This window comes from Thioclava dalianensis (genome assembly GCF_000715505.1).
In the GTDB taxonomy this organism is placed as follows: domain Bacteria; phylum Pseudomonadota; class Alphaproteobacteria; order Rhodobacterales; family Rhodobacteraceae; genus Thioclava; species Thioclava dalianensis.
Window position 1 is genome coordinate 1 of record NZ_JHEH01000016.1, and the last position, 18,368, is coordinate 18,368.

An 18,368-nucleotide genomic window follows, 5' to 3' on the forward strand; every position below is an offset into this window, starting at 1 on the left:
GGGCCCTACCACTTTTTTGAAACCAGATCCTTCATCGCAGCCAGATCCAACATCTGCTCGGCCAGCAGCTTTTTGAGCCTGGCGTTCTCATCCTCGAGCGCCTTCAGCCGCTTCGCCTCCGACACCGTCATTCCGCCGAACTTGGCTTTCCAGTTGTAGAAGGTGCCTTCCGACATGCCATGCTTGCGACACAGGTCCGCGCACTTCGCGCCCGCCTCATGCTCGGCCAGGATGCCGATGATCTGCTCGTCCGTGAATCTCGTTCGCTTCATTGTCCGTCCTCAAGTTGGGTCGGGCTCTAATCGATGGTGGAGGAAAAATCCCGTGGCAGGTCATGCCCACACCAGCGTCAAAGTTGTGCCAATTTCTTAGTGATAGATCAGTTCAATAGCGTTGACCGAGCCACCTCTCTGGATCACCATGCTATGTGTTGATCGGAGGTTGAGAATTGCGCCGTATTTTAGTTGCTCTGCTTTTTGGTCTCATGTTTTCCAGTGCCGCCCAGGCTTGGACCCGTGCTGAACTTGCCGATCCCTTTGACGCGAGTGATCTGACCCCGAACGAGATACGGTTCCTGCAGGCCGCACTCGCGCTCAAGGGCGACTATATCGGTATGATTGATGGCAAGTGGGGGGCCGGTAGCACGAGGGGACTAAAGGCTTACATTCGCGAGAGTGGCATCGACCTTGGGTCAGGCGAGTTACCCAACCTCGCACCGGTGGCGCTGGTTTCCGACACAATCGTGACGATCTCGAAACAAGGGTGGTCGCGCTACTATTTCGACTTTGCCGATCTTTCGTTTCTGTCGCCGCAGAAAACGATGACCTCGAAGGTCAGCGACAACGGTCTCAGCCTTGATTTCAACGACAGCGTCTCTTCGCTCGCCATTTCGCTGACATCGGGCAACGCAAGCCAAACCTCAGCCTTTCATCAATATGCGCTCTCTAATGCCGTATCCAAACCCTACACTGTGCGCAAAGACCGCCTTGTTATTACCTCTGCGAAAGTGTTCGGGGGAAAGACGCTTTATATCCGTTCCGATCTGATGAGTGACGGCAACTGGTCCACGATACTGATCTCTTCGCTGGGCCGGGATGCTGGGCGGCTGGCGCTTGTGACTGGCTCGATCCTTCCCCACCGCGGATCGGATTTGGAACTGCCCGAAAACGGAGAACTGGCCACCGGCGTTCTCGCCTTCCTCGCTGCGGCCAATGATGATGAAGGGGTGACAGCCAACGCGCCAAATCCGGGAGAAAGTGAGGGCATGGTTGCAGCCAAGCCACCTTCGGCTCAAGAGGGCGATGAAAGTAGTTCGGGAACAGGCTTTGCGGTTGCCCCTGAAGGCCTGATCCTAACAAACAACCATGTTGCAGGAAGCTGTCACAAGATTTTGGTGGATGGCACCCCCGCCACATTGATCGGCGCTGACGAGGCTTTCGACTTGGCGCTTGTGCGCGTGACAGGCGTGACCAATCTCGTGACCGCCACATTCGCCGATGCACCTGCGCCGCTCAATTCTGACGTTACAGTCGCCGGCTATCCGTTGGCTGGGCTGTTGAGCGGTCTCAACGTGACACGCGGATCAGTCACCAGCATTAAGGGGCTTGGCGGCGATGGTAGCCGTATGCAGATCTCGGCACCGGTCCAACCCGGAAACTCTGGCGGTCCGGTGGTCGATGCATATGGTCATGTGGTGGGAGTTGTGGTCTCCAAGCTCGACGCGAAACTGGTGCAGGATGAGATCGGTGATATCCCGCAAAACGTCAATTTTGCCATCCGAGGCGAGATCGCCAAACTCTTCCTTTACCAGAACGGCGTGACGCCCCGGACTTCGGATGAAAAAGGCCGACTAGCACCTGAAATGCTAGCGAAGCAGCTTCAGGCGGCGACACATTTCATAACCTGCGACTGAATCGTGGGCACCGGATGTGTTTCATCGCTTCGCTGTTCAAGGACTTTCAGAAGGTCAACTGCGAAAACTGTATTGCTGCAGTTGACCTTGGACAGAATAAGGCACTTCCGGGCCATATGGCCTAGGCTCCAAACCCATTAAATTGGTTGAGGACTGGTGGCACGCGTAATTCAATTCCCCTGAACTTGGGGGAATTTATGAGCAATCTTTTCTGGCTGCCAGAATGCGGCGTCGGGTGTCTGGCGATCAAGTGCGCAATGGACCATTTGAAGCCGCGCTTTGTGTTCAGACGACACATGCCGGCCCCATCAGGGCCAGCATGCCTTCACTGGTATAGAGGCGCGATTGGGCCATGCAACGCATCCACGAGTTTCCCGATCTGGCGCAAGCTGATCCCTTCGGGGCGCCTGGACATGCGCTCGATGAAGATGCGGCAGCGGTCGCGCTCGGTCTCCCATCCGCACCCCACCGTCAGCCGGTCAAAATGCGCAATCGCATCTGTCGCCGAAAGGTTGGGCAGGATGAACAGCCGCGCGCGATCACGCAGCGGCGCGGGGATGCCCGCCAGATTATTCGCCGTCATGATCCAGATCACCCGCGACATGTCGACAGGAATGCGCAGATAGGGGCATTCAAAATGGCGTGCCGTGCCGGGCTCCAGCATCTGCAGCAGCGAGGTCGTGAGGCTGGTCGAGGTGCCTCGCGTGCTATGGGCCGTTCCCGCCTTATCGACCTCATCCACGATCATCAGCGGATTGGCGACCCGCGTCGCAAGCATGGTCTCCACAGGCAGACCAGACTGCGCGGTTGCCCACCCCTTTTCCGTGCCAGAGATCCGGAAGCCTGCGCTGCCAGCACCGACATCAATCATGCGCACCGGCAGGCCGGCAAGCTCGGCCAGCTTGCGCGCATAATGCGATTTCCCGATGCCGGGCGGCCCCACAAGAATGACCGGAGGCAATGTAAGGCCGCGCCCACCGGACGCCACATGCTGCAGCATCTGGTGCATGATCCAGGTCGAGACCTCGCGCATCCAGCCGCTCTCGGCATGCAGCGCGGCGACCAAGTGATGAACGTCATCCGGCGTTGTCGGGCCCGACAGCTTGCCCCCCTCCCGCGCAAGCACGATCACGCCCGGGCGCGCTTCGGTTTTGACCGTTGCCAACCCGGACTGGCTCAGGCGGCGCTGAAGGGCCACCTCGGCCAGGTCCTTTGCTTTGCGCTCCATTGCGTAATCAAGCTGCGCCTTGCGGCCGCGCCCGTGCATGGTGCGCCGCATTGCGCGCCAAAATGCCAGAAAGCGGGCTTCCATGTCTTCGACACGCGGCACATCCAGCGTGGGCGACAGCACGGCCATGCGGTCATTTGAGAGGCTAGCCATGACGATACCGCTCCTGATCGAATTGCGCAAAACAGCGTGCGATGGTGCGGCAGGGGGCGAGCGTTTGGGGGGATGTGATGATAGACATGGAGGTCTCCTATGGTTGGAAAACCCTAGGGGACCGCGGGCAAAGGCCCGGCATGATTGCGTCAAAGCTGCTGGATTTAGACAGTCGTGACCGGCCCCCAAGATGGGGTTCAGATGGCGCGTATTGCGCGCTGAATATGCCGGATACTGAGTGTCATAGTGGTCGCTGAATAGTTCGGGCGCGGATTGGAGTCAATTCAGGATTTGCACGGGCAGCCGTCAAGTTGTTGTTCCGCTGCGATAAAAAGCGAATTTTTATGCGGGTGTAATGGCTGGTTGCATAGGAGGTGCCCACCTGAGCAGTAGCGGAATTTCAGATCACAGAATCTTGGCTGAGATGGCTCACGGGGCACCGGAAGACTATGATCTTAGCCATAGATGCTCACTTTTGGCCCAGCGGATTGCTCTGGCTCAATGTTCGCGCTATGTTCTCATCCATGCCAGTCTCACACCCGTCCGCCAATCGCTTTCGCACACAGCGTCTCAGGCAGGCCGCCATGATGGGCATGCTGATCACGGTGCGCTGCCCCGGATGCAACAGGAAGGTCCACTATTGGGCTGCGGATCTCTTGCAGGTTTTGGGCGACCGCAGGCTTGATGAGCCACCCTTTCCCTGCTCACGCTGCTATAGCCGCGAACTGGATGTTCGATGGCGTATCCCCGCCCCATCCGAGCTGAGCGACTTGACCGTCCGTCGTCCAGTCCGGCAGGTTGTGCGCTGGATCTGGCGCAATGAGAAGGCCTGAAGCCATGTGCAACCTCTACAGCAACACCACGACACAGGAAGCGATGCGCGGGCTCTTCAAGGGGCTCTCGGATCGTGTGGGCAACCTCGGGCCGGGCAAGTTTTACCCCGATCAATTGGCCCCCATCATCCGACACGCAGATGACGGATTAGAGTTGGTGACGGCGCGCTGGGGGATGCCTTCGCCGCCCTCAGTGCTCAAGACCCAGCGTGATCCGGGCGTGACAAACGTGCGCAACCTGAAATCGCCGCATTGGCGGCGCTGGCTCGGGCCTGAGCATCGTTGCCTTGTCCCCGTTACGGCTTTTGCCGAGCCAGTCAAAGGCGGCAACCAGTGGTTCGGCCTGGATGATCCGGGTATCACGATGTTCTTTGCCGGGATCGAAATCCGCGCCTGGCGATCCGTGCGCAAGGTGAAACATGGTGAGACCGAAGACGACCTCTTTGCCTTCTTAACCTGCCCACCCAATGCCGAGGTGGCCGCCGTGCATCCCAAAGCGATGCCGGTGATCCTGACAAAGCCCGACGAGTGGCACGCTTGGCTAAGTGCGCCAATCGAGACTGCGCATAGGCTGCAGAGACCTTTGCCCGATGGCGATCTGGTGCTAATCGAGGATCAGTAGTGCATCGGCTTTGTCTGCAAACGGCCGAGGCTGTGTGTAAACGCTCCGCCACGGGTAGTCGGCTGCTGGTTGGCCGCGCTGCTCGCTTTCATCGGGCTCCGACCCTCTTTGCGCGCGTGGCGGCGTGGTGATCCCTTTCAGGCAAGGCGTGGCGTCTGCGCTTGGGCCCGCATCAGGCCCCGAATGCCGATCAACGCGACCACCCGCTTGATGTTGTAGCCGCGCCCTGCGGAACGATCTTTCCGAACTCCCCCAGATGCCCGCGTCACGCCGAATGCGTGCTTTCAGCACGACGCATTGATGGCCTGGGTTCGCTGCCGGATCAGCAACTCGCGGATGCGAAAGACCATCGCAGCACCCTGGGTCTCCTCGCTCTTCACCGGCACGAAGCGCGTTCTGCGCCTTTGAACGATCCCCCGGATCGTTCAATCCGCTGGCGCGGACCAGCTTGAACTCGGGCGCGTCGCCGCCTCGCAGATCGCCTCGGCATCAGCCATATCATTCTTCTGGCGCTTCACGAATGGCTTCACATAGGCGGGCGGGATCAACCGCACGTCATGCCCGATCTTCCCGATCTCGCGCCCCCAGAAATGGGCGCCACCGCAGGCTTCCATCGCGACAACGCAGGCCGGCAGCTGTCCGAAGAATGCCAGGACCTGGTCTCTTCTCAGCTTCTTGCGCAGCACCGCCCGGCCCGTAGCGTCGGCCCCGTGGACCTGAGACACATTCTTCGCCAGATCGAGCCCGACCGTGATAATCTCCGACATGACCGCTCTCCTTTGTGGATCGTTGCAGACCCACCTTGGCACACAGATGCCGTCGGGGGGCGGTCACAGCATCAAAGCCCTATGTGGGACATTCGCTTCGTATCCTGCTCCACTGAGGCCTACCAGCTGGCGCACTCTGCCATCGGTAGCTTGCCTTACGATCTCAACTTCGCTATGGTCTTGGTATTAAAGAAAAACATAGAATGAGCACGTATCATGAACGCGTCGAAGCCGTCCGCTTTCGTAGCCTACACTGGCCGAGACAAAGAACTATCCAAGCTTATTTTTAACGGAATTAGCAAGGCGAATGCGGTTGACGCTTGCCCCACGCGATATGAGCCCTGGGAATACAATGACATTGCGGGAAATAACCTATTGTCGCCCATTCTTGAAGGAATTGATGCATCCCCTTTCGTCGTTGCCGACATTACCTATTTGAACCCGAATGTGGTTTACGAAATTGGCTTTGCGATCGGTCGGAAGAAGAAGGTTCTTCTGATCAGAAATAGCGACTACGAAGGAGACCGAAATCTCTCAAAGACCGTGGGTATCTTCGATACAATAGGGTATTCGAGCTACCGGACGGAGGATGATCTTCGCAATAAATTGACCAGCCATATTTCCATCGATGCTTTGCCATTTGAAATTACAGTTAACAGCAAGGCTCCTGTTTATGTAATGCCGAGCAATGAAAAATCGGTGGCTTCCACACATTTGATTAGCCGCGTAAAGAAAGCGCGGTATCGTTACAGATCATTCTCGTCGACAGAGGACGTGCGACTCTCTGCAACTGACGCTATTGCGCAAGTAGCTCAATCGGCCGGCATAATTTCGATGCTGGATGGCGATAATCGCGAGCAGACAGTGCGCGCATTATTCATAGCCGGTCTAGCCGATGGTATGAACAAACCATCCCTTCTTCTTTCGCCGTATATGGCAGAGACACCTCTGGACGTTAGGGATAGGGCGAGACCATATAAAGATCAGAACGAAATCGCAGATATTGTTGCCGACTTTTGTCCCGAAATTAATGCCAAGCTCCAAGAGTCATCGCCCCCGCCAATCATCGCCCCGAACTTGCTAGGGCGGATTTCCGTCGGCGATCCCACAGCCGAGAATGAGATGACAACTCTGGAGAACTATTATCTGCAAACAGATCAATACCTTAGGGCCTCCAGAGGTGAGGTGAATCTCGTGGTTGGACGAAAAGGTGCTGGAAAAACTGCACTTTTTATTCGTTTGCGTGATACGACCCGGGCAGACAAGAGGAATATTGTCGTTGACTTGAAACCCGAAAGCTACCAGCTCCTCAAGCTTAAAGATGAGATCTTAGAGCATTTAGCCGAAGGGTCAAAACAGCATCTAATAACTGCATTTTGGGAATACCTAATCCTCTTGGAAGTCACCCATAAACTTCTGGAAAAGGATCGAAATACTCATAGATTTAACCACAACATCCATGATCTATACGAGAAGCTAGAGGACATTTATGCGGGTGGCGAGGGGATTGCAGAAGGGGATTTTTCCGAGCGTATTATGCAGCTTTCCCAACGTTTGTCTGAAAATTACTCCACTAAGGTTAACGAGAACGCGACCAAGATTACCGGCCAAAACCTGACCGAGTTGCTATACTCCCATGATCTGAAATCACTCAAGGAAGTCTTGTCGCAGTATTTGGAACACAAACACAACGTTCTGGTTCTATTCGATAACTTGGACAAGAGCTGGTCCACAATCGGGGTAGATAGGACTGATGCGACTACGCTTAGGTGTTTGATTGACGCCAGCCGGAAGGTTGAGCGAGACATGCAAAAGCGGGGCCACACGTTCCGATGCATCGTGTTTGTTAGAAACGATGTTTATCAGCATTTGATGGCAAATTCGCCAGACTATGGGAAGGAAATGCGGGCGACTCTTGATTGGAGTGACGCCGATCTACTAAGAGAGTTGTTGCGACTAAGATTGATTTCAAGCTTGGGCGAAAAATTTGAAGAGGCTAACTTCCAAGATATTTGGGCTGGAATATCGGAATCTCACGTCTTTGGCGAAGAATCCTCTAGTTTTGTCATTGATCGTTCACTTATGCGGCCTCGCAACGTCCTGAAATTGTTTAGTCACGCTCGGGCATTTGCTGTGAATTTACGAAAAGAAAAGATCGATCAAGAAGACTTTTATAAGGGGCTGAAGGCCTATTCGCAGGATTTGCTCGTTGAATTGGATAGAGAGTTGAGTGACGTTTTCCCAGATGCACAGGATCTGCTCTACTACTTTATAGACAGCCCATCCGTCGTCACTTTGGATCAACTTTATAGGGTCATGTCGGAGGCCGCCATTCCAGAAAGCAGACAGGAAACTTTACGGGACTTCTTACTTTACCACGGGGTTATTGGCCTACACATGGACGATAAGGATCAGTATATTTTTGATGTCGGGTATGACTTGAAGCAAATACTTATTAGGGTAAAACGTCTTGGAGCGGAGGCGAATTTCGTATTGAATCCCGCCTTCGCACCTGCCCTTGAAACAAAAGATCAACTGATCGAAAAGCAGTCATCTTTTACTCTAAAATAGCGAACACTGTTACATATTGGCCTCCAAGGGTTATTCGTTGAATTTAGACTCAACTTTTGAGCCGAAACAAACCTACCTTAGAGAGGACACCTTAATTTTTTGTTGTAGCTGTGCTCGCTGATTTGGAACGTCCGGCTCCATCTTTGTTGCTGGTCTTTTCGCGCATGGAGCGAAGGTCGGCTCTCCGCCCTTTTATCTTCGGATCCGAGGCGAACGCTGGGCTGCGAATGACGCACAGCGCACTAGCCCCAGTTTTATGTAGGGGCGTCGGAAAATCATAAGACAAGGAGGAGAGGATTTCGAAGCTTCTCTAGGATACACGCGGTAATTGCCAACAAAAGTTGGGGGCGCCCGCATGTTGCAGACGCCCACTATCATAAACGGCAGTTTTTTCAGCTTTCGTGTCTACGCGTGGGGAGGTTTTTGGTCGTCGGAACGACGGTCACTGTCACAGTGTCAGTCGGCTTTAGATTTGCCCGATGCAGATCCTTGGGGGAATAAACCGTGCTCGCTGGAGCGCTCGCCGTGTCAGTGGCGGTAACGCCATTCGGGAAAGGGGCGTGACGTTCGTGCATCTGAGAGTTGGCGGCGGAAGCGGAACTTGCGAGAAGCGCGAGGACGGCAGATGCAGCGATGATGTGTGTCATGGTAGTCTCACTCTTTAATTTAGGGGCGAGGGTTCTTCCCTCTCGTTACCTCATATGGCGCGCCCTATTGCAGATTAAATGGCATATTGAGGCCCATTATGTGCATTGGCGAACGCTTTATTGGTCCGACATTGATGGTTGAAAATTGCAGCAACCTCCCCATTCACCGATCTCGTGATCCAGATCTGCCTGATGATGAAAGTGCTGTTCGGCCGGCCAATCCGGTAAGCGACAGGCTTAGTGTCTAGCATTTTGCACATGGCCGGACTGAATTGGCCGGTTCACGGCTTTTTCACCCTGAGCCGCAGGAAAAAGAACTTCACCGTCGGGATCCCGAGCTGCCGGTCGCCGGGGGCACGCAACCTGTTGGTGGACAGCACGGAGATCAAGCCCCTAGTGCATAGCTCAATTGACCGATGCACCTTGTCTTGAGTTAAAACCGATAGGTCTGCAGCCCCGACCAAAACCAAGCTAGGCACAAAAGCAAAGACGACAGAACCAAAAGTTCTGCCGTCTTCACAACTCGAGCAAGAAATCTCAGAACTTCTAAGGGCGCTCAGAGTCGAAGAAGTATCTTGACACCCTTTGCGCAGGCTTATGCTTTCTTTTGCGCACTCATCTGCTTTTTCTGACTTCTACTTCGCCCCAGCAACTCACCCGCATTTCGAATGGCCGCAATCGGCGCAGGTCATGCAGCCCTCGACCATGCGAAGGGCATAGGCGCCGCAGGATGGGCAGGCTTTGCCGCGCGGGGCCTCGCCCACGAGCATTTTCTCAGCTTCCGGATCGGCCTTCAGCCCCATGCCCTCGCCTGCGATGAAACCGGTGGCGATCAGGTGGCGCTCGATCACGCCGCCGATGGCCGCCAAGATCGAGGGGACGTATTTGCCCGACATCCACGCGCCGCCGCGCGGGTCAAACACCGCCTTGAGTTCTTCGACCACGAAACTCACATCCCCACCGCGCCGGAACACCGCCGAGATCATCCGCGTCAGTGCCACGGTCCAGGCGAAATGCTCCATGTTCTTGGAGTTTATGAAGACCTCGAAGGGGCGCCGGTGCCCCCCTTGAACGATGTCGTTGATAGTAATGTAGATCGCATGCTCCGAGCCCGGCCACTTGATCTTATAGGTCGAGCCTTCCAGCTCGGCAGGCCGGTCGAGCGGCGTCGTCAGATAGACCACATCGGCGCCTTCATCGACTTCCGGGGCCGCCTCAGAGGTTTCGGAGACCGACAGAACCGAGCCCGTCACGTCATTGGGGCGATAGGTGGTGCAGCCTTTGCAGCCGGAATCCCACGCCTCCATATAGACGGATTTGAAGCTTTCGAAATCAATATCCTCAGGGCAGTTGATGGTTTTTGAGATGCTGGAATCGATCCATTTCTGCGCCGCCGCCTGCATGCGCACGTGATCGAGCGGTGCGAGCGTCTGGGCGTTGACGAAATAGTCGGGCAGAGGCGCGTCGCCCTTGAGATCGCGCCACATTTGAACGGCGTAATCGACCACCTCTTCTTCGGTGCGTGAGCCATCGGGCTGAAGCACCTTGCGCTTATAGGCATAGGCAAAGACCGGCTCGATCCCTGAACTCACATTGCCCGCGTAAAGCGAGATCGTCCCCGTCGGCGCAATCGAGGTCAATAGCGCGTTGCGGATACCATGGGTGCGGATGGCCTCGCGCACATCGTCATCCATCTGCATCATATTGCCCGAGGCGAGGTAGTTCTCGGCCTCAAATAGCGGGAAGGGGCCCTTCTCCTTGGCAAGCTCCACAGAGGCCAGATAGGAGGCCCGCGCGATCTGCTTCATCCACGCTTCGGTCTGCGCGGCAGCTTCGGGCGAGCCATAGCGCAGGCCCAGCATCAGAAGCGCGTCGGCCAGACCGGTCACACCCAGACCGATACGGCGCTTGTTGCGGGCCTCTTCGGCCTGTTGCGGCAGCGGGAAGCGCGAGGCATCGACCACATTATCCATCATACGGACCGCAAGCGCCACGATCTCATCGAGCTTGGCCGGATCGAGCGCCGCACCCGCCTCGAATGGGTCGGTGACCATGCGCGCCAGATTGACCGAGCCCAGAAGACAAGCGCCATAGGGCGGGAGGGGCTGCTCGCCACAGGGGTTCGTGGCCGCGATCTGCTCAACGTAGTTGAGGTTGTTCATCTGATTGATGCGGTCGATGAAGATCACGCCCGGCTCGGCATAATCATAGGTCGCGCGCATGATCGCATTCCACAGATCGCGGGCATTGAGCGTGCGGTAGACCTTGCCGTCAAAGCGCAGATCCCACGGGCCATCGGCCTTCACGGCCTCCATGAACGGGTCGGTGACCAGAACGGAAAGGTTGAACATCCGCAGGCGCGCGGCGTCTTGCTTGGCGGTGATGAACTGCTCGATATCGGGGTGATCGCAGCGCATCGTTGCCATCATCGCGCCGCGCCGCGAGCCCGCCGACATGATCGTGCGGCACATCGCATCCCAGACATCCATGAAGGAGAGCGGCCCCGACGCATCGGCGGCCACCCCTTTCACCACAGCGCCCTTGGGCCGGATGGTCGAGAAATCATAGCCGATTCCCCCGCCCTGTTGCATCGTGAGCGCAGCTTCCTTGAGCATATCGAAAATGCCCGACATCGTATCGGGGATCGTGCCCATGACGAAGCAGTTGAACAGGGTCACCTCGCGCCCGGTCCCTGCCCCTGCGGCGATCCGGCCTGCGGGCAGATATTTGAAATCTTCCAGCGCGTTGTAGAATTTCTCTTCCCACTCGGCCGGGGTGGTCTCGACGCTTGCCAGAGACCGCGCGATCCGGCGCCAGCTCTCTTCGACCGTTGCATCTATCGGGGTGCCGTCCTGCTCTTTGAGACGGTATTTCATGTCCCAGATCTGTTCGGCGATCGGCGCTGCAAAACGGCTCATCGGGGCGTCCTTTTGGGTGGTCTTGATGTATCAGGAAGGGCAATTAAGATACGTCACAGCCCGCCCAGCGTCAACGTTGCGCCCGGCGCTTTGCGCATTATATTGAGGGCACACAGGGGGTGACATGGCCGATATGGTACATCTGATCAAGCTATGCGTGGGCGCCGAGAAGGTCGAGGATCTGATCGACCGGCAAGCCCTGCACGCCAATACCGGACCTGCCGCGCATGTCACGCGCATGTGGCCCAAGCGCGAAGCTGAGCTTTTGAACGGCGGCTCGCTCTATTGGGTGTTCAAGGGGGCCGTGCTGGCGCGTCAGAAGGTGATCGGGCTCGAAGAACGGATCGGGGCGGACGGAATTTCGCGCTGTGCGATCTTGCTGGATCGCGAGGTGATCCGCACCGAGGCGATGATGCGCCGCCCGTTTCAGGGCTGGCGCTATCTTGCCGCGCAGGATGCGCCGCGCGATCTGCCCAAAGGCCGCAGCCGCGAAGAGGCCCTGCCCCGCGCGCTGTCGGTCGCCTTGTCAGAGATCGGCCTGCGCTAAGCGCGCAAGCCCTGCACTTTTGCGACAAGCTGGCGGGTCGAGCCATCTTTGTCGGCCCCATCCTTCTCACCCGAAAGAACCGGCGAGAGCGCAAGCGCCAATTCCTTGCCCAGCTCCACGCCCCATTGATCAAAGCTGTTGATCCCGAGGATCGCACCTTCGACGAAAACCCGGTGCTCATAGAGCGCAATGATGCCGCCAAACACCTCCGGGGTGAGTTTGGGATAAAGCAGCGTGGTCGAGGGGCGCGACCCCGGGAAGACGCGATGGCGCGCCTGCCGATCCAGCTCTGCGCCCTCAAGCCCTTTGTCGCGCATGATCTGCGTGGCCTCGGCCAGCGAGCGACCGCGCATCAAAGCCTCCGACTGGGCCAAACAATTCGCCACAAGCAGCATATGCTGATGCGCCAGATCGGGCTCATGCCCCTGCGCGCCGACCATGAATTCGCAAGGAATCACTCGCGTGCCCTGATGGATCAGCTGATAGAAGGCATGCTGGCCGTTCGTGCCCGGCTCCCCCCAGACCACGGGGCCGGAATGAACGGGCAGATCCTTGCCATCCATCGACACACGCTTGCCGTTGCTCTCCATCTCGAGCTGCTGGAGATAGGCGGGCAGACGCAGCAGGCGCTGCTCGTAGGGCAGCACCGCGCGCGTCGCATAATCGCAAAACTGGTTGTGCCAGAGGCCCACCAGCGCCAAAAGCACGGGAAGGTTTTCGGCCAGCGGCGCTTCGCGGAAATGTGCATCCATCTGCGCCGCCCCTTTGAGGAACTGCGCGAAATCATCGGGTCCGACCGCGATCATCACGGACAGGCCAATCGGCCCCCACATCGAGTAGCGCCCGCCGACCCAATCGGCAAAGCCAAAAACGCGGGCCGGGTCGATCCCGAAATCAGCCGTCTTATCCGCCGCCGTCGAGAGCGCCGCGAACTGAGCGGCCGGCTCGCGGACGCTCTGCCCCATCCAACGCTTGGCGGTCTCGGCATTGGTCATCGTCTCGATCGTTGTGAAGGTCTTGGAGGCCACGATCACCAGCGTCGTCTCAGGATCGAGCCCCGCCAGCGTGTCATGAATATGTGCGCCATCGACATTCGAGACGAAATGACAGCGCGGCCCGTCGTGATAGGGCGCAAGCGCAAGCGTGGCCATCGCGGGCCCAAGATCCGAGCCGCCGATGCCGATATTGACGACATCGGTGATCTTGCCGCCCTGCCCGGCAAAGGCCCCGCTGCGCACCGCGCTCGCGAACTCGACCATCCTTGCATAGGTCGCGCGGACCTCCGGCATCACGTCGCGGCCATCCACCTCGACCGAGGCGTCGAGATTGCGCAACGCCGTATGCAGCACCGCACGGCCTTCGGTCTCATTGATCGGAGCGCCGGTGAACATCGCCTCTGCCTTGCCTGCGACATCGCGCTCCTGAGCCAGTTTCAGCAACAGATCGAGCGTCTCATCGTCGATATTGGTCTTGGAGAAATCGAACGTAAACGGCCCGAATTCACGGGTAAACCCTGCGGCACGCTTGTCATTTTCGAACAAATCCGAGATGTGGCGCGCGGCCACGGCGTCGGATTTCCTGCGCAGATCTTGCCAAGTGCTCATGTCTTATTCAGCCCAATGTACAGTCGCATTTTTCAGCACCGCGCGCACCGGCGCCTGTGCCACGGGAAGGGAGTCCGCCGCCTCGATCGCCGCGCGCTTCTCAGCGCCGGTGATCAGGATATGAGTTTGCATCGCATCTCTCAAAACCCGAGCCGAGAGCGTGATCCGCGGCTCTCCGGCCGCCTCGGCGCGCATCGGCAACAGGATCGGCGCGTCATCCGAGAGCGCTTCTTCGAGGCGATCAGCGCCCGGGAACAGCGAAGCCGTGTGCATATCGCCCCCCATCCCGAGCAACAGCACCGAGATCGGCAGATGCGGCGCAATCCCCTCGGCCAGCGCGTCCATCTTGTCCTCGGGCTGGGGTGCATCGGCATAAAGTGGCACGAGCGTCGCAGCGGCGGCGCGCCCGGTCAGCAGACGCTCGCGAATCAGACGGGTATTCGAGCGCTCCGAACCCTCATCGACCCAGCGCTCGTCATTGAGCAGCACCGCGACCTTATCCCATTCAAGATCAATATCGCTGAGCGCGTCGAAAACCGGCCCCGGCGTAGAGCCGCCGGGGACAGAAAACGTGGCCCGACCGTCGGTGCGGATGGCCGAGCGCAACTGCGTCGCGATCTTGTCGGCCAGCCCCATCATCAACAGGTCCCGATCCGGGTAAGTTAGGAAATTCATTCGCGAATCTCCCTCCAACGCCGACCATCGCGATGCATCAGCATCAACGCGTCATCGGGGCCAGATGTGCCGCTGTCATAGGGTTGGGGCCGCTCTCCACGCGCCTCCCAGCCCTCGATGATCGGGTCGGTCCAGGCCCAGGCTGCCTCAACCTCGTCGCCGCGCATGAACAGCGTCTGGTTGCCCCGGATCACGTCCATGATCAGCCGCTCATAGGCGTCGGTGATATCGGCCTCCTCGCCCAGAGCCTCGGCGAAGGACATATCGAGCGGAACCTGCACAAGGCGCATCCCGCCCGGCCCCGGCTCTTTGATCATCATCTTGAGATTCATGCCCTCATTGGGCTGAAGCCGGATCACTAGCACGTTCTCGCGCCACTCGCCCTCGGCCTCGTCGAAGATCGAATGCGGCGGCTCCTTGAAGGTGATCGCGATCTCTGAGGTCCGGGCGCGCAGCCGCTTGCCGGTGCGCAGATAGAAAGGCGTGTTCGTCCAGCGCCAGTTCGCGACATGCGCCTTGAGCGCGATATAGCTCTCGGTCTTGGAGTTCGGATCTTCCGAGTCCTCTAGATACCCCGCCTCGTCGCCCCGCGCGAGGTATTGACCGCGCACGATATCCTGTGGTGCGACCGGCTGCAGTGCGCGGATCACCTTGAGCTTCTCGTCGCGCACGGCGTCGGGATCAAAGTGATAGGGCGGCTCCATCGCGATCAGGCACAAAAGCTGCATCATGTGGTTTTGAACCATGTCGCGCATAGCGCCCGACTTGTCATAATACGATCCGCGACCGCCCACACCGACAGTTTCGGCCACTGTAATTTGCACATGATCAACAAATTGCGCATTCCAGACCGGCTCGAAAAGGATATTTGCAAACCGCACCGCCATCAGGTTCTGGACGGTTTCTTTGCCGAGGTAATGGTCGATCCGGTAGATCTGCGCCTCGTCGAAATGGGCGGCAAGCTCGCGGTTGAGCGCCTTGGCCGACTTGAGATCGCGCCCGAAGGGCTTTTCCACCACAATCCGCGCATCCGGCCCGGCAATGCCGCGTGAATGCAGACGTTCCGCCAAATCCCCGAAGAGCGCAGGCGCAACTGAGAAATAGAAGGCGTTCACAGCATCGGGGCGCACCTTGGTCTTGAGCTCGTCCCAGCCGCCATCGCCCTTCGCATCGATCGCGACATAGTCCAGCATCGCAAGGAAATCCTTGACGGCAGAGGCCTCGATCTTGGCGGGCTCAACATGCTCGCGTATGGCGGCTTTGACCTGCGCGCGAAACTCCTCAGCGCCCATCTCAGTGCGGGCGGCCCCGATGATTTTCGAGCCATCGGGAATCTGTCCGGCCAACGCCCGGCGATACAGCCCGGGCAAAATCTTGCGATTGGCCAAATCGCCTGTTGCCCCAAAAATCACCAGATCAAAGCGATCGACGGGAATGACGCGCGAAACCATAGTTTGCTCCCTTTTTGAGGACCGTTAGCGCTAACGACCCTCTTCTAGTCGCTATATTTGTTCGAGTCTAGCACTGGCCTAAACCGAGGCAAAGGATTGGCTGCAATCAATCGCCCCAAGAGGTCAGAAAAGCGGTAAGTGCATTGAGATTGGGCGCTATTTCTTGCGCCTCGCCGCCAGAGAACTGCGCGAAGGCCGCGCGGGTTTCGCGCGGCACCGACAGCACCACGGGCATCCCCGCGCCCAGCGCGCTTGCGATCAGCCCACGGCAGCCACGGCCCGCCGCCTCCTGCTTGCCAAACTTGTTGAAGAGCGCAACCGTCCCGGGCTGAGCCGCCGCCAGATCGCGCTCGACCCGCGCCACGACAGCCTCCAGCGCGCCCGCATCGAGCACGCAGGCCCCCGCGCCCCGCCCCAGCCGCTGCGAGATCGCGTGCACCTCGCCGCCGGGCAAAAGGCGCAAATGCATATCGCCCTCGAACCGGCTTACCACATCGGCGCGCACCATACCGATCACGGCCCGCCCTTCGGACAGCATCCGGTCGGCAAAATCGGCGAGCAGCAGGTCCGCCGCGCCACGGGTGTCACAGGTGATATAGCCAAGCATGGAGATCGGTTTGATGCGATGGCGCGGCGAGGTCAAGCGCCCTCAGCCCGCAAGCGCCTTGCCAAGACGCGGCAAGCGCGCCCGCTTCATCAGCGCCCGAAGCGGTTGTGGCACGCCCGAAAGCCGCTCGGCCTCAAGGCGGACAGCCTCGACGATCCGGGTCATGGGCTCAGGCTGCTCGGACAGGAGCTGCCAGAGAAACCCGTCGGGATCGCGGCGCTCGAGCCCTTCCCCGGCCAGCGTTCCGCGCGGAAAATCCTGTGCGTTGAGCGTAACGATCGCATCGGCACTGCCCGCAATCGCCACGGCGAGCACGTGAATGTCGTTCTCATCGGGCAGATGCAGGCGCGCCTCCAACCCCGGTTGAGCGGCGATCTCGGCCTTTGGGAACCGCGCGCGCAGAAGGGCAATTTCGCCGCGCGCGAAAGCCTCGTCGGCGGGGTTGCGGCGGGCTGCCGCCCGCGCCCATTCCTCGAGGATACGCGCCGACCAGAGCGGTTGGTAGAGGCCCTCGCGCGCAGCCCCGATCAGGATCTCGCGCAGAACCGTTGGGTAAAGCACGCAGGCATCGAGGACCGCCTTCATCCGTCGAGCCTGTAGAACAGCGCCTTGAGATAGCCCGATTCGGCCAGTTGCGGCTGCATCGGGTGATCGGGACCGGCATAGCCCGTGTGCAACAACTGGCCCGAGCGCGCCGCTTTGCCGATGCCGCGCGTGCATGCGCTGCGGAAGGCCTGCAGATCGGCGGCGTGCGAGCAGGAGCACAGCACAAGATAGCCACCCGGTGCGACCAGCGGGGCGGCCATCCGCGCGATCCGGTCATAAGCGCGCAGACCGGCCTGAAGCGCAGGCTTTGCGGGCGCAAAGGCAGGCGGATCGCAGATCACCAGATCGAACTGCGCGCCCTCGCCCGACAGCGCCTCGAGCGTGTCGAACGCATCGCCCTGCCGCGTCGTGAACCGCTCGGAGGCGCCCATCGCCGCGGCGCCTTGCTCGGCCAGCGCAAGGGCTGGTGCAGAGCCATCAACCGCCAGCGCGCTCTCAGCCCCCGCCGCCAATGCGGCAAGCCCGAAGCCGCCCACATGCGAGAACACATCGAGCACTCGGGCGCCGTGTGCGAGCCGTGCGGCAAAGGCATGGTTCGGACGCTGATCGTAGAACAACCCGGTTTTCTGACCGCCCAGAAGGTCGGCCATATAGGTTGCACCATTCATCGGCACCTGGATCGGCGCATCGAGCGTGCCGCGCAAAAGCGTGGTCTCCTCGGGCAGCCCCTCAAGCGTACGCGCCCGGCCCGAGCCGTTCTTGAGCACGATGCTCACCCCGGTGACCTCAACCAGCGCCGCTTCGAGATCGGCCAGCATCACATCGGACCATGCCGCATTGGGCTGGATCACGGCGGCATCGCCAAACCGGTCGATGATGACACCGGGCAGCCCGTCGGCCTCGGCATGGACCAAACGGTAGAAGGGCTGCTCGAAGAGCCGTGCGCGCAGGGCCAGCGCCCGCTCAAGCCGCGCCGCGATCCAGGCGCGGTCGATCTGCGCCTCGGGGTCGCGATCCATCATCCGCGCGATGATCTTGGAATTCGGGTTGACCGTCACCGTGCCAAGCGGGCGACGCTCGCCATCTTCCAGCACAGCGATGGTGCCGGGCGCGATGGCCTTGGTGCGGCGGTCGACGACCAGCTCATCGGCATAGACCCACGGAAAGCCGTGACGGATCGCCCGGGCCTCGGCTTTGGGACGCAAACGAACGACGGGGCGCGTATCGGACATGATCTCTCCTTGATTTGCGCCTATCTACGCTCTGCGCGGCGCGCGCGAAAGGCCC

13 protein-coding genes and 2 pseudogenes are annotated in these 18,368 nt (G+C 59.1%); 5 read left to right on the top strand and 10 right to left on the bottom strand.

Annotated elements, in window-relative coordinates:
- Positions 1-11: 11 nt before the first annotated feature.
- Positions 12-272 (bottom strand): annotated as a pseudogene (locus DL1_RS12805) (transposase); the annotation flags it as partial.
- A 176-nt stretch (positions 273-448) separates the two neighbouring features.
- On the opposite strand from DL1_RS12805, the gene DL1_RS12810 reads away from it, so the two are divergent.
- Complete coding sequence (locus DL1_RS12810) at positions 449-1,912, top strand: S1C family serine protease (protein WP_038066902.1); 1,464 nt, start codon at positions 449-451, stop codon at positions 1,910-1,912.
- A 325-nt stretch (positions 1,913-2,237) separates the two neighbouring features.
- Here DL1_RS12810 and DL1_RS20925 read toward each other — a convergent pair whose 3' ends face one another.
- A complete protein-coding gene (locus tag DL1_RS20925; protein WP_081856336.1) occupies positions 2,238-3,293 on the bottom strand; it encodes an AAA family ATPase in 1,056 nt (351 codons plus the stop codon).
- An 819-nt stretch (positions 3,294-4,112) separates the two neighbouring features.
- Between DL1_RS20925 and DL1_RS12825 the strand changes: the two genes are divergently transcribed.
- Entirely contained in the window at positions 4,113-4,748 is a 636-nt protein-coding gene (locus DL1_RS12825) for an SOS response-associated peptidase (RefSeq protein WP_245739535.1), read from the top strand.
- Between the two features lie 293 nt (positions 4,749-5,041).
- On the opposite strand, the pseudogene DL1_RS21235 reads toward DL1_RS12825, so the two are convergent.
- Positions 5,042-5,515, bottom strand: a pseudogene (locus tag DL1_RS21235) (transposase); the annotation flags it as partial.
- Positions 5,516-5,731: 216 nt separating this feature from the next.
- Between DL1_RS21235 and DL1_RS12835 the strand changes: the two are divergent.
- Both DL1_RS12835 and DL1_RS22090 read left to right on the top strand, forming a co-directional pair.
- Positions 5,732-8,086, top strand: coding sequence for a P-loop ATPase, Sll1717 family (locus tag DL1_RS12835; RefSeq protein ID WP_051693539.1), 2,355 nt, complete (start codon positions 5,732-5,734; stop codon positions 8,084-8,086).
- A gap of 887 nt (positions 8,087-8,973) precedes the next feature.
- Entirely contained in the window at positions 8,974-9,165 is a 192-nt protein-coding gene (locus tag DL1_RS22090) for a transposase (RefSeq protein ID WP_425441831.1), read from the top strand.
- A 221-nt stretch (positions 9,166-9,386) separates the two neighbouring features.
- Here DL1_RS22090 and DL1_RS12840 read toward each other — a convergent pair whose 3' ends face one another.
- A complete protein-coding gene (locus DL1_RS12840) occupies positions 9,387-11,651 on the bottom strand; it encodes an adenosylcobalamin-dependent ribonucleoside-diphosphate reductase (protein WP_038066908.1) in 2,265 nt (754 codons plus the stop codon).
- A gap of 124 nt (positions 11,652-11,775) precedes the next feature.
- On the opposite strand from DL1_RS12840, the gene DL1_RS12845 reads away from it, so the two are divergent.
- Positions 11,776-12,198 (top strand): DUF1489 family protein, encoded by a 423-nt coding sequence (locus DL1_RS12845; RefSeq protein WP_038066911.1) that lies wholly within the window; start codon positions 11,776-11,778, stop codon positions 12,196-12,198.
- Here the strand turns inward: DL1_RS12845 and pgi are convergent.
- The 6 genes from pgi to DL1_RS12875 all read right to left on the bottom strand — a co-directional run bounded on the left by pgi (position 12,195) and on the right by DL1_RS12875 (position 18,313).
- Positions 12,195-13,802 (bottom strand): glucose-6-phosphate isomerase, encoded by a 1,608-nt coding sequence (pgi, locus tag DL1_RS12850; protein WP_038066913.1) that lies wholly within the window; start codon positions 13,800-13,802, stop codon positions 12,195-12,197. The two genes, DL1_RS12845 and pgi, sit on opposite strands and share 4 nt — an antisense overlap.
- Before the next feature lie 3 nt (positions 13,803-13,805).
- Complete coding sequence (gene pgl, locus DL1_RS12855; RefSeq protein WP_038066916.1) at positions 13,806-14,477, bottom strand: 6-phosphogluconolactonase; 672 nt, start codon at positions 14,475-14,477, stop codon at positions 13,806-13,808.
- Positions 14,474-15,928 (bottom strand): glucose-6-phosphate dehydrogenase, encoded by a 1,455-nt coding sequence (gene zwf, locus DL1_RS12860; RefSeq protein WP_038066918.1) that lies wholly within the window; start codon positions 15,926-15,928, stop codon positions 14,474-14,476. The genes pgl and zwf overlap by 4 nt, the downstream gene beginning before the upstream one ends.
- 106 nt (positions 15,929-16,034) lie before the next feature.
- Positions 16,035-16,535: a DUF2478 domain-containing protein gene (locus DL1_RS12865; protein WP_038067055.1), complete on the bottom strand. Its 501-nt coding sequence runs from the start codon at positions 16,533-16,535 to the stop codon at positions 16,035-16,037.
- Between the two features lie 42 nt (positions 16,536-16,577).
- Positions 16,578-17,120, bottom strand: a complete 543-nt coding sequence (locus tag DL1_RS12870; protein WP_038066920.1) for an RSP_2648 family PIN domain-containing protein — start codon at positions 17,118-17,120, stop codon at positions 16,578-16,580.
- On the bottom strand, positions 17,117-18,313 hold the full coding sequence (locus DL1_RS12875) for an RSP_2647 family RNA methyltransferase (RefSeq protein WP_038066923.1): 1,197 nt from the start codon (positions 18,311-18,313) through the stop codon (positions 17,117-17,119). Before DL1_RS12875 ends, DL1_RS12870 begins: the two co-directional genes overlap by 4 nt.
- Positions 18,314-18,368: the final 55 nt, after the last annotated feature.

Excerpts from the sequence above, each read along its gene's own strand:
- DL1_RS12865 (WP_038067055.1), bottom strand. The coding sequence starts at position 16,535 with ATGCTTGGCTATATCACCTGTGACACCCGTGGCGCGGCGGACCTGCTG.
- DL1_RS12870 (WP_038066920.1), bottom strand. The coding sequence starts at position 17,120 with ATGAAGGCGGTCCTCGATGCCTGCGTGCTTTACCCAACGGTTCTGCGC.
- DL1_RS12875 (WP_038066923.1), bottom strand. The coding sequence starts at position 18,313 with ATGTCCGATACGCGCCCCGTCGTTCGTTTGCGTCCCAAAGCCGAGGCC.
- zwf (WP_038066918.1), bottom strand. The coding sequence starts at position 15,928 with ATGGTTTCGCGCGTCATTCCCGTCGATCGCTTTGATCTGGTGATTTTT.
- DL1_RS12825 (WP_245739535.1), top strand. The coding sequence starts at position 4,113 with ATGAGAAGGCCTGAAGCCATGTGCAACCTCTACAGCAACACCACGACA.
- pgi (WP_038066913.1), bottom strand. The coding sequence starts at position 13,802 with ATGAGCACTTGGCAAGATCTGCGCAGGAAATCCGACGCCGTGGCCGCG.
- DL1_RS12845 (WP_038066911.1), top strand. The coding sequence starts at position 11,776 with ATGGCCGATATGGTACATCTGATCAAGCTATGCGTGGGCGCCGAGAAG.
- DL1_RS12840 (WP_038066908.1), bottom strand. The coding sequence starts at position 11,651 with ATGAGCCGTTTTGCAGCGCCGATCGCCGAACAGATCTGGGACATGAAA.
- DL1_RS12835 (WP_051693539.1), top strand. The coding sequence starts at position 5,732 with ATGAACGCGTCGAAGCCGTCCGCTTTCGTAGCCTACACTGGCCGAGAC.
- DL1_RS20925 (WP_081856336.1), bottom strand. The coding sequence starts at position 3,293 with ATGGCTAGCCTCTCAAATGACCGCATGGCCGTGCTGTCGCCCACGCTG.
- pgl (WP_038066916.1), bottom strand. The coding sequence starts at position 14,477 with ATGAATTTCCTAACTTACCCGGATCGGGACCTGTTGATGATGGGGCTG.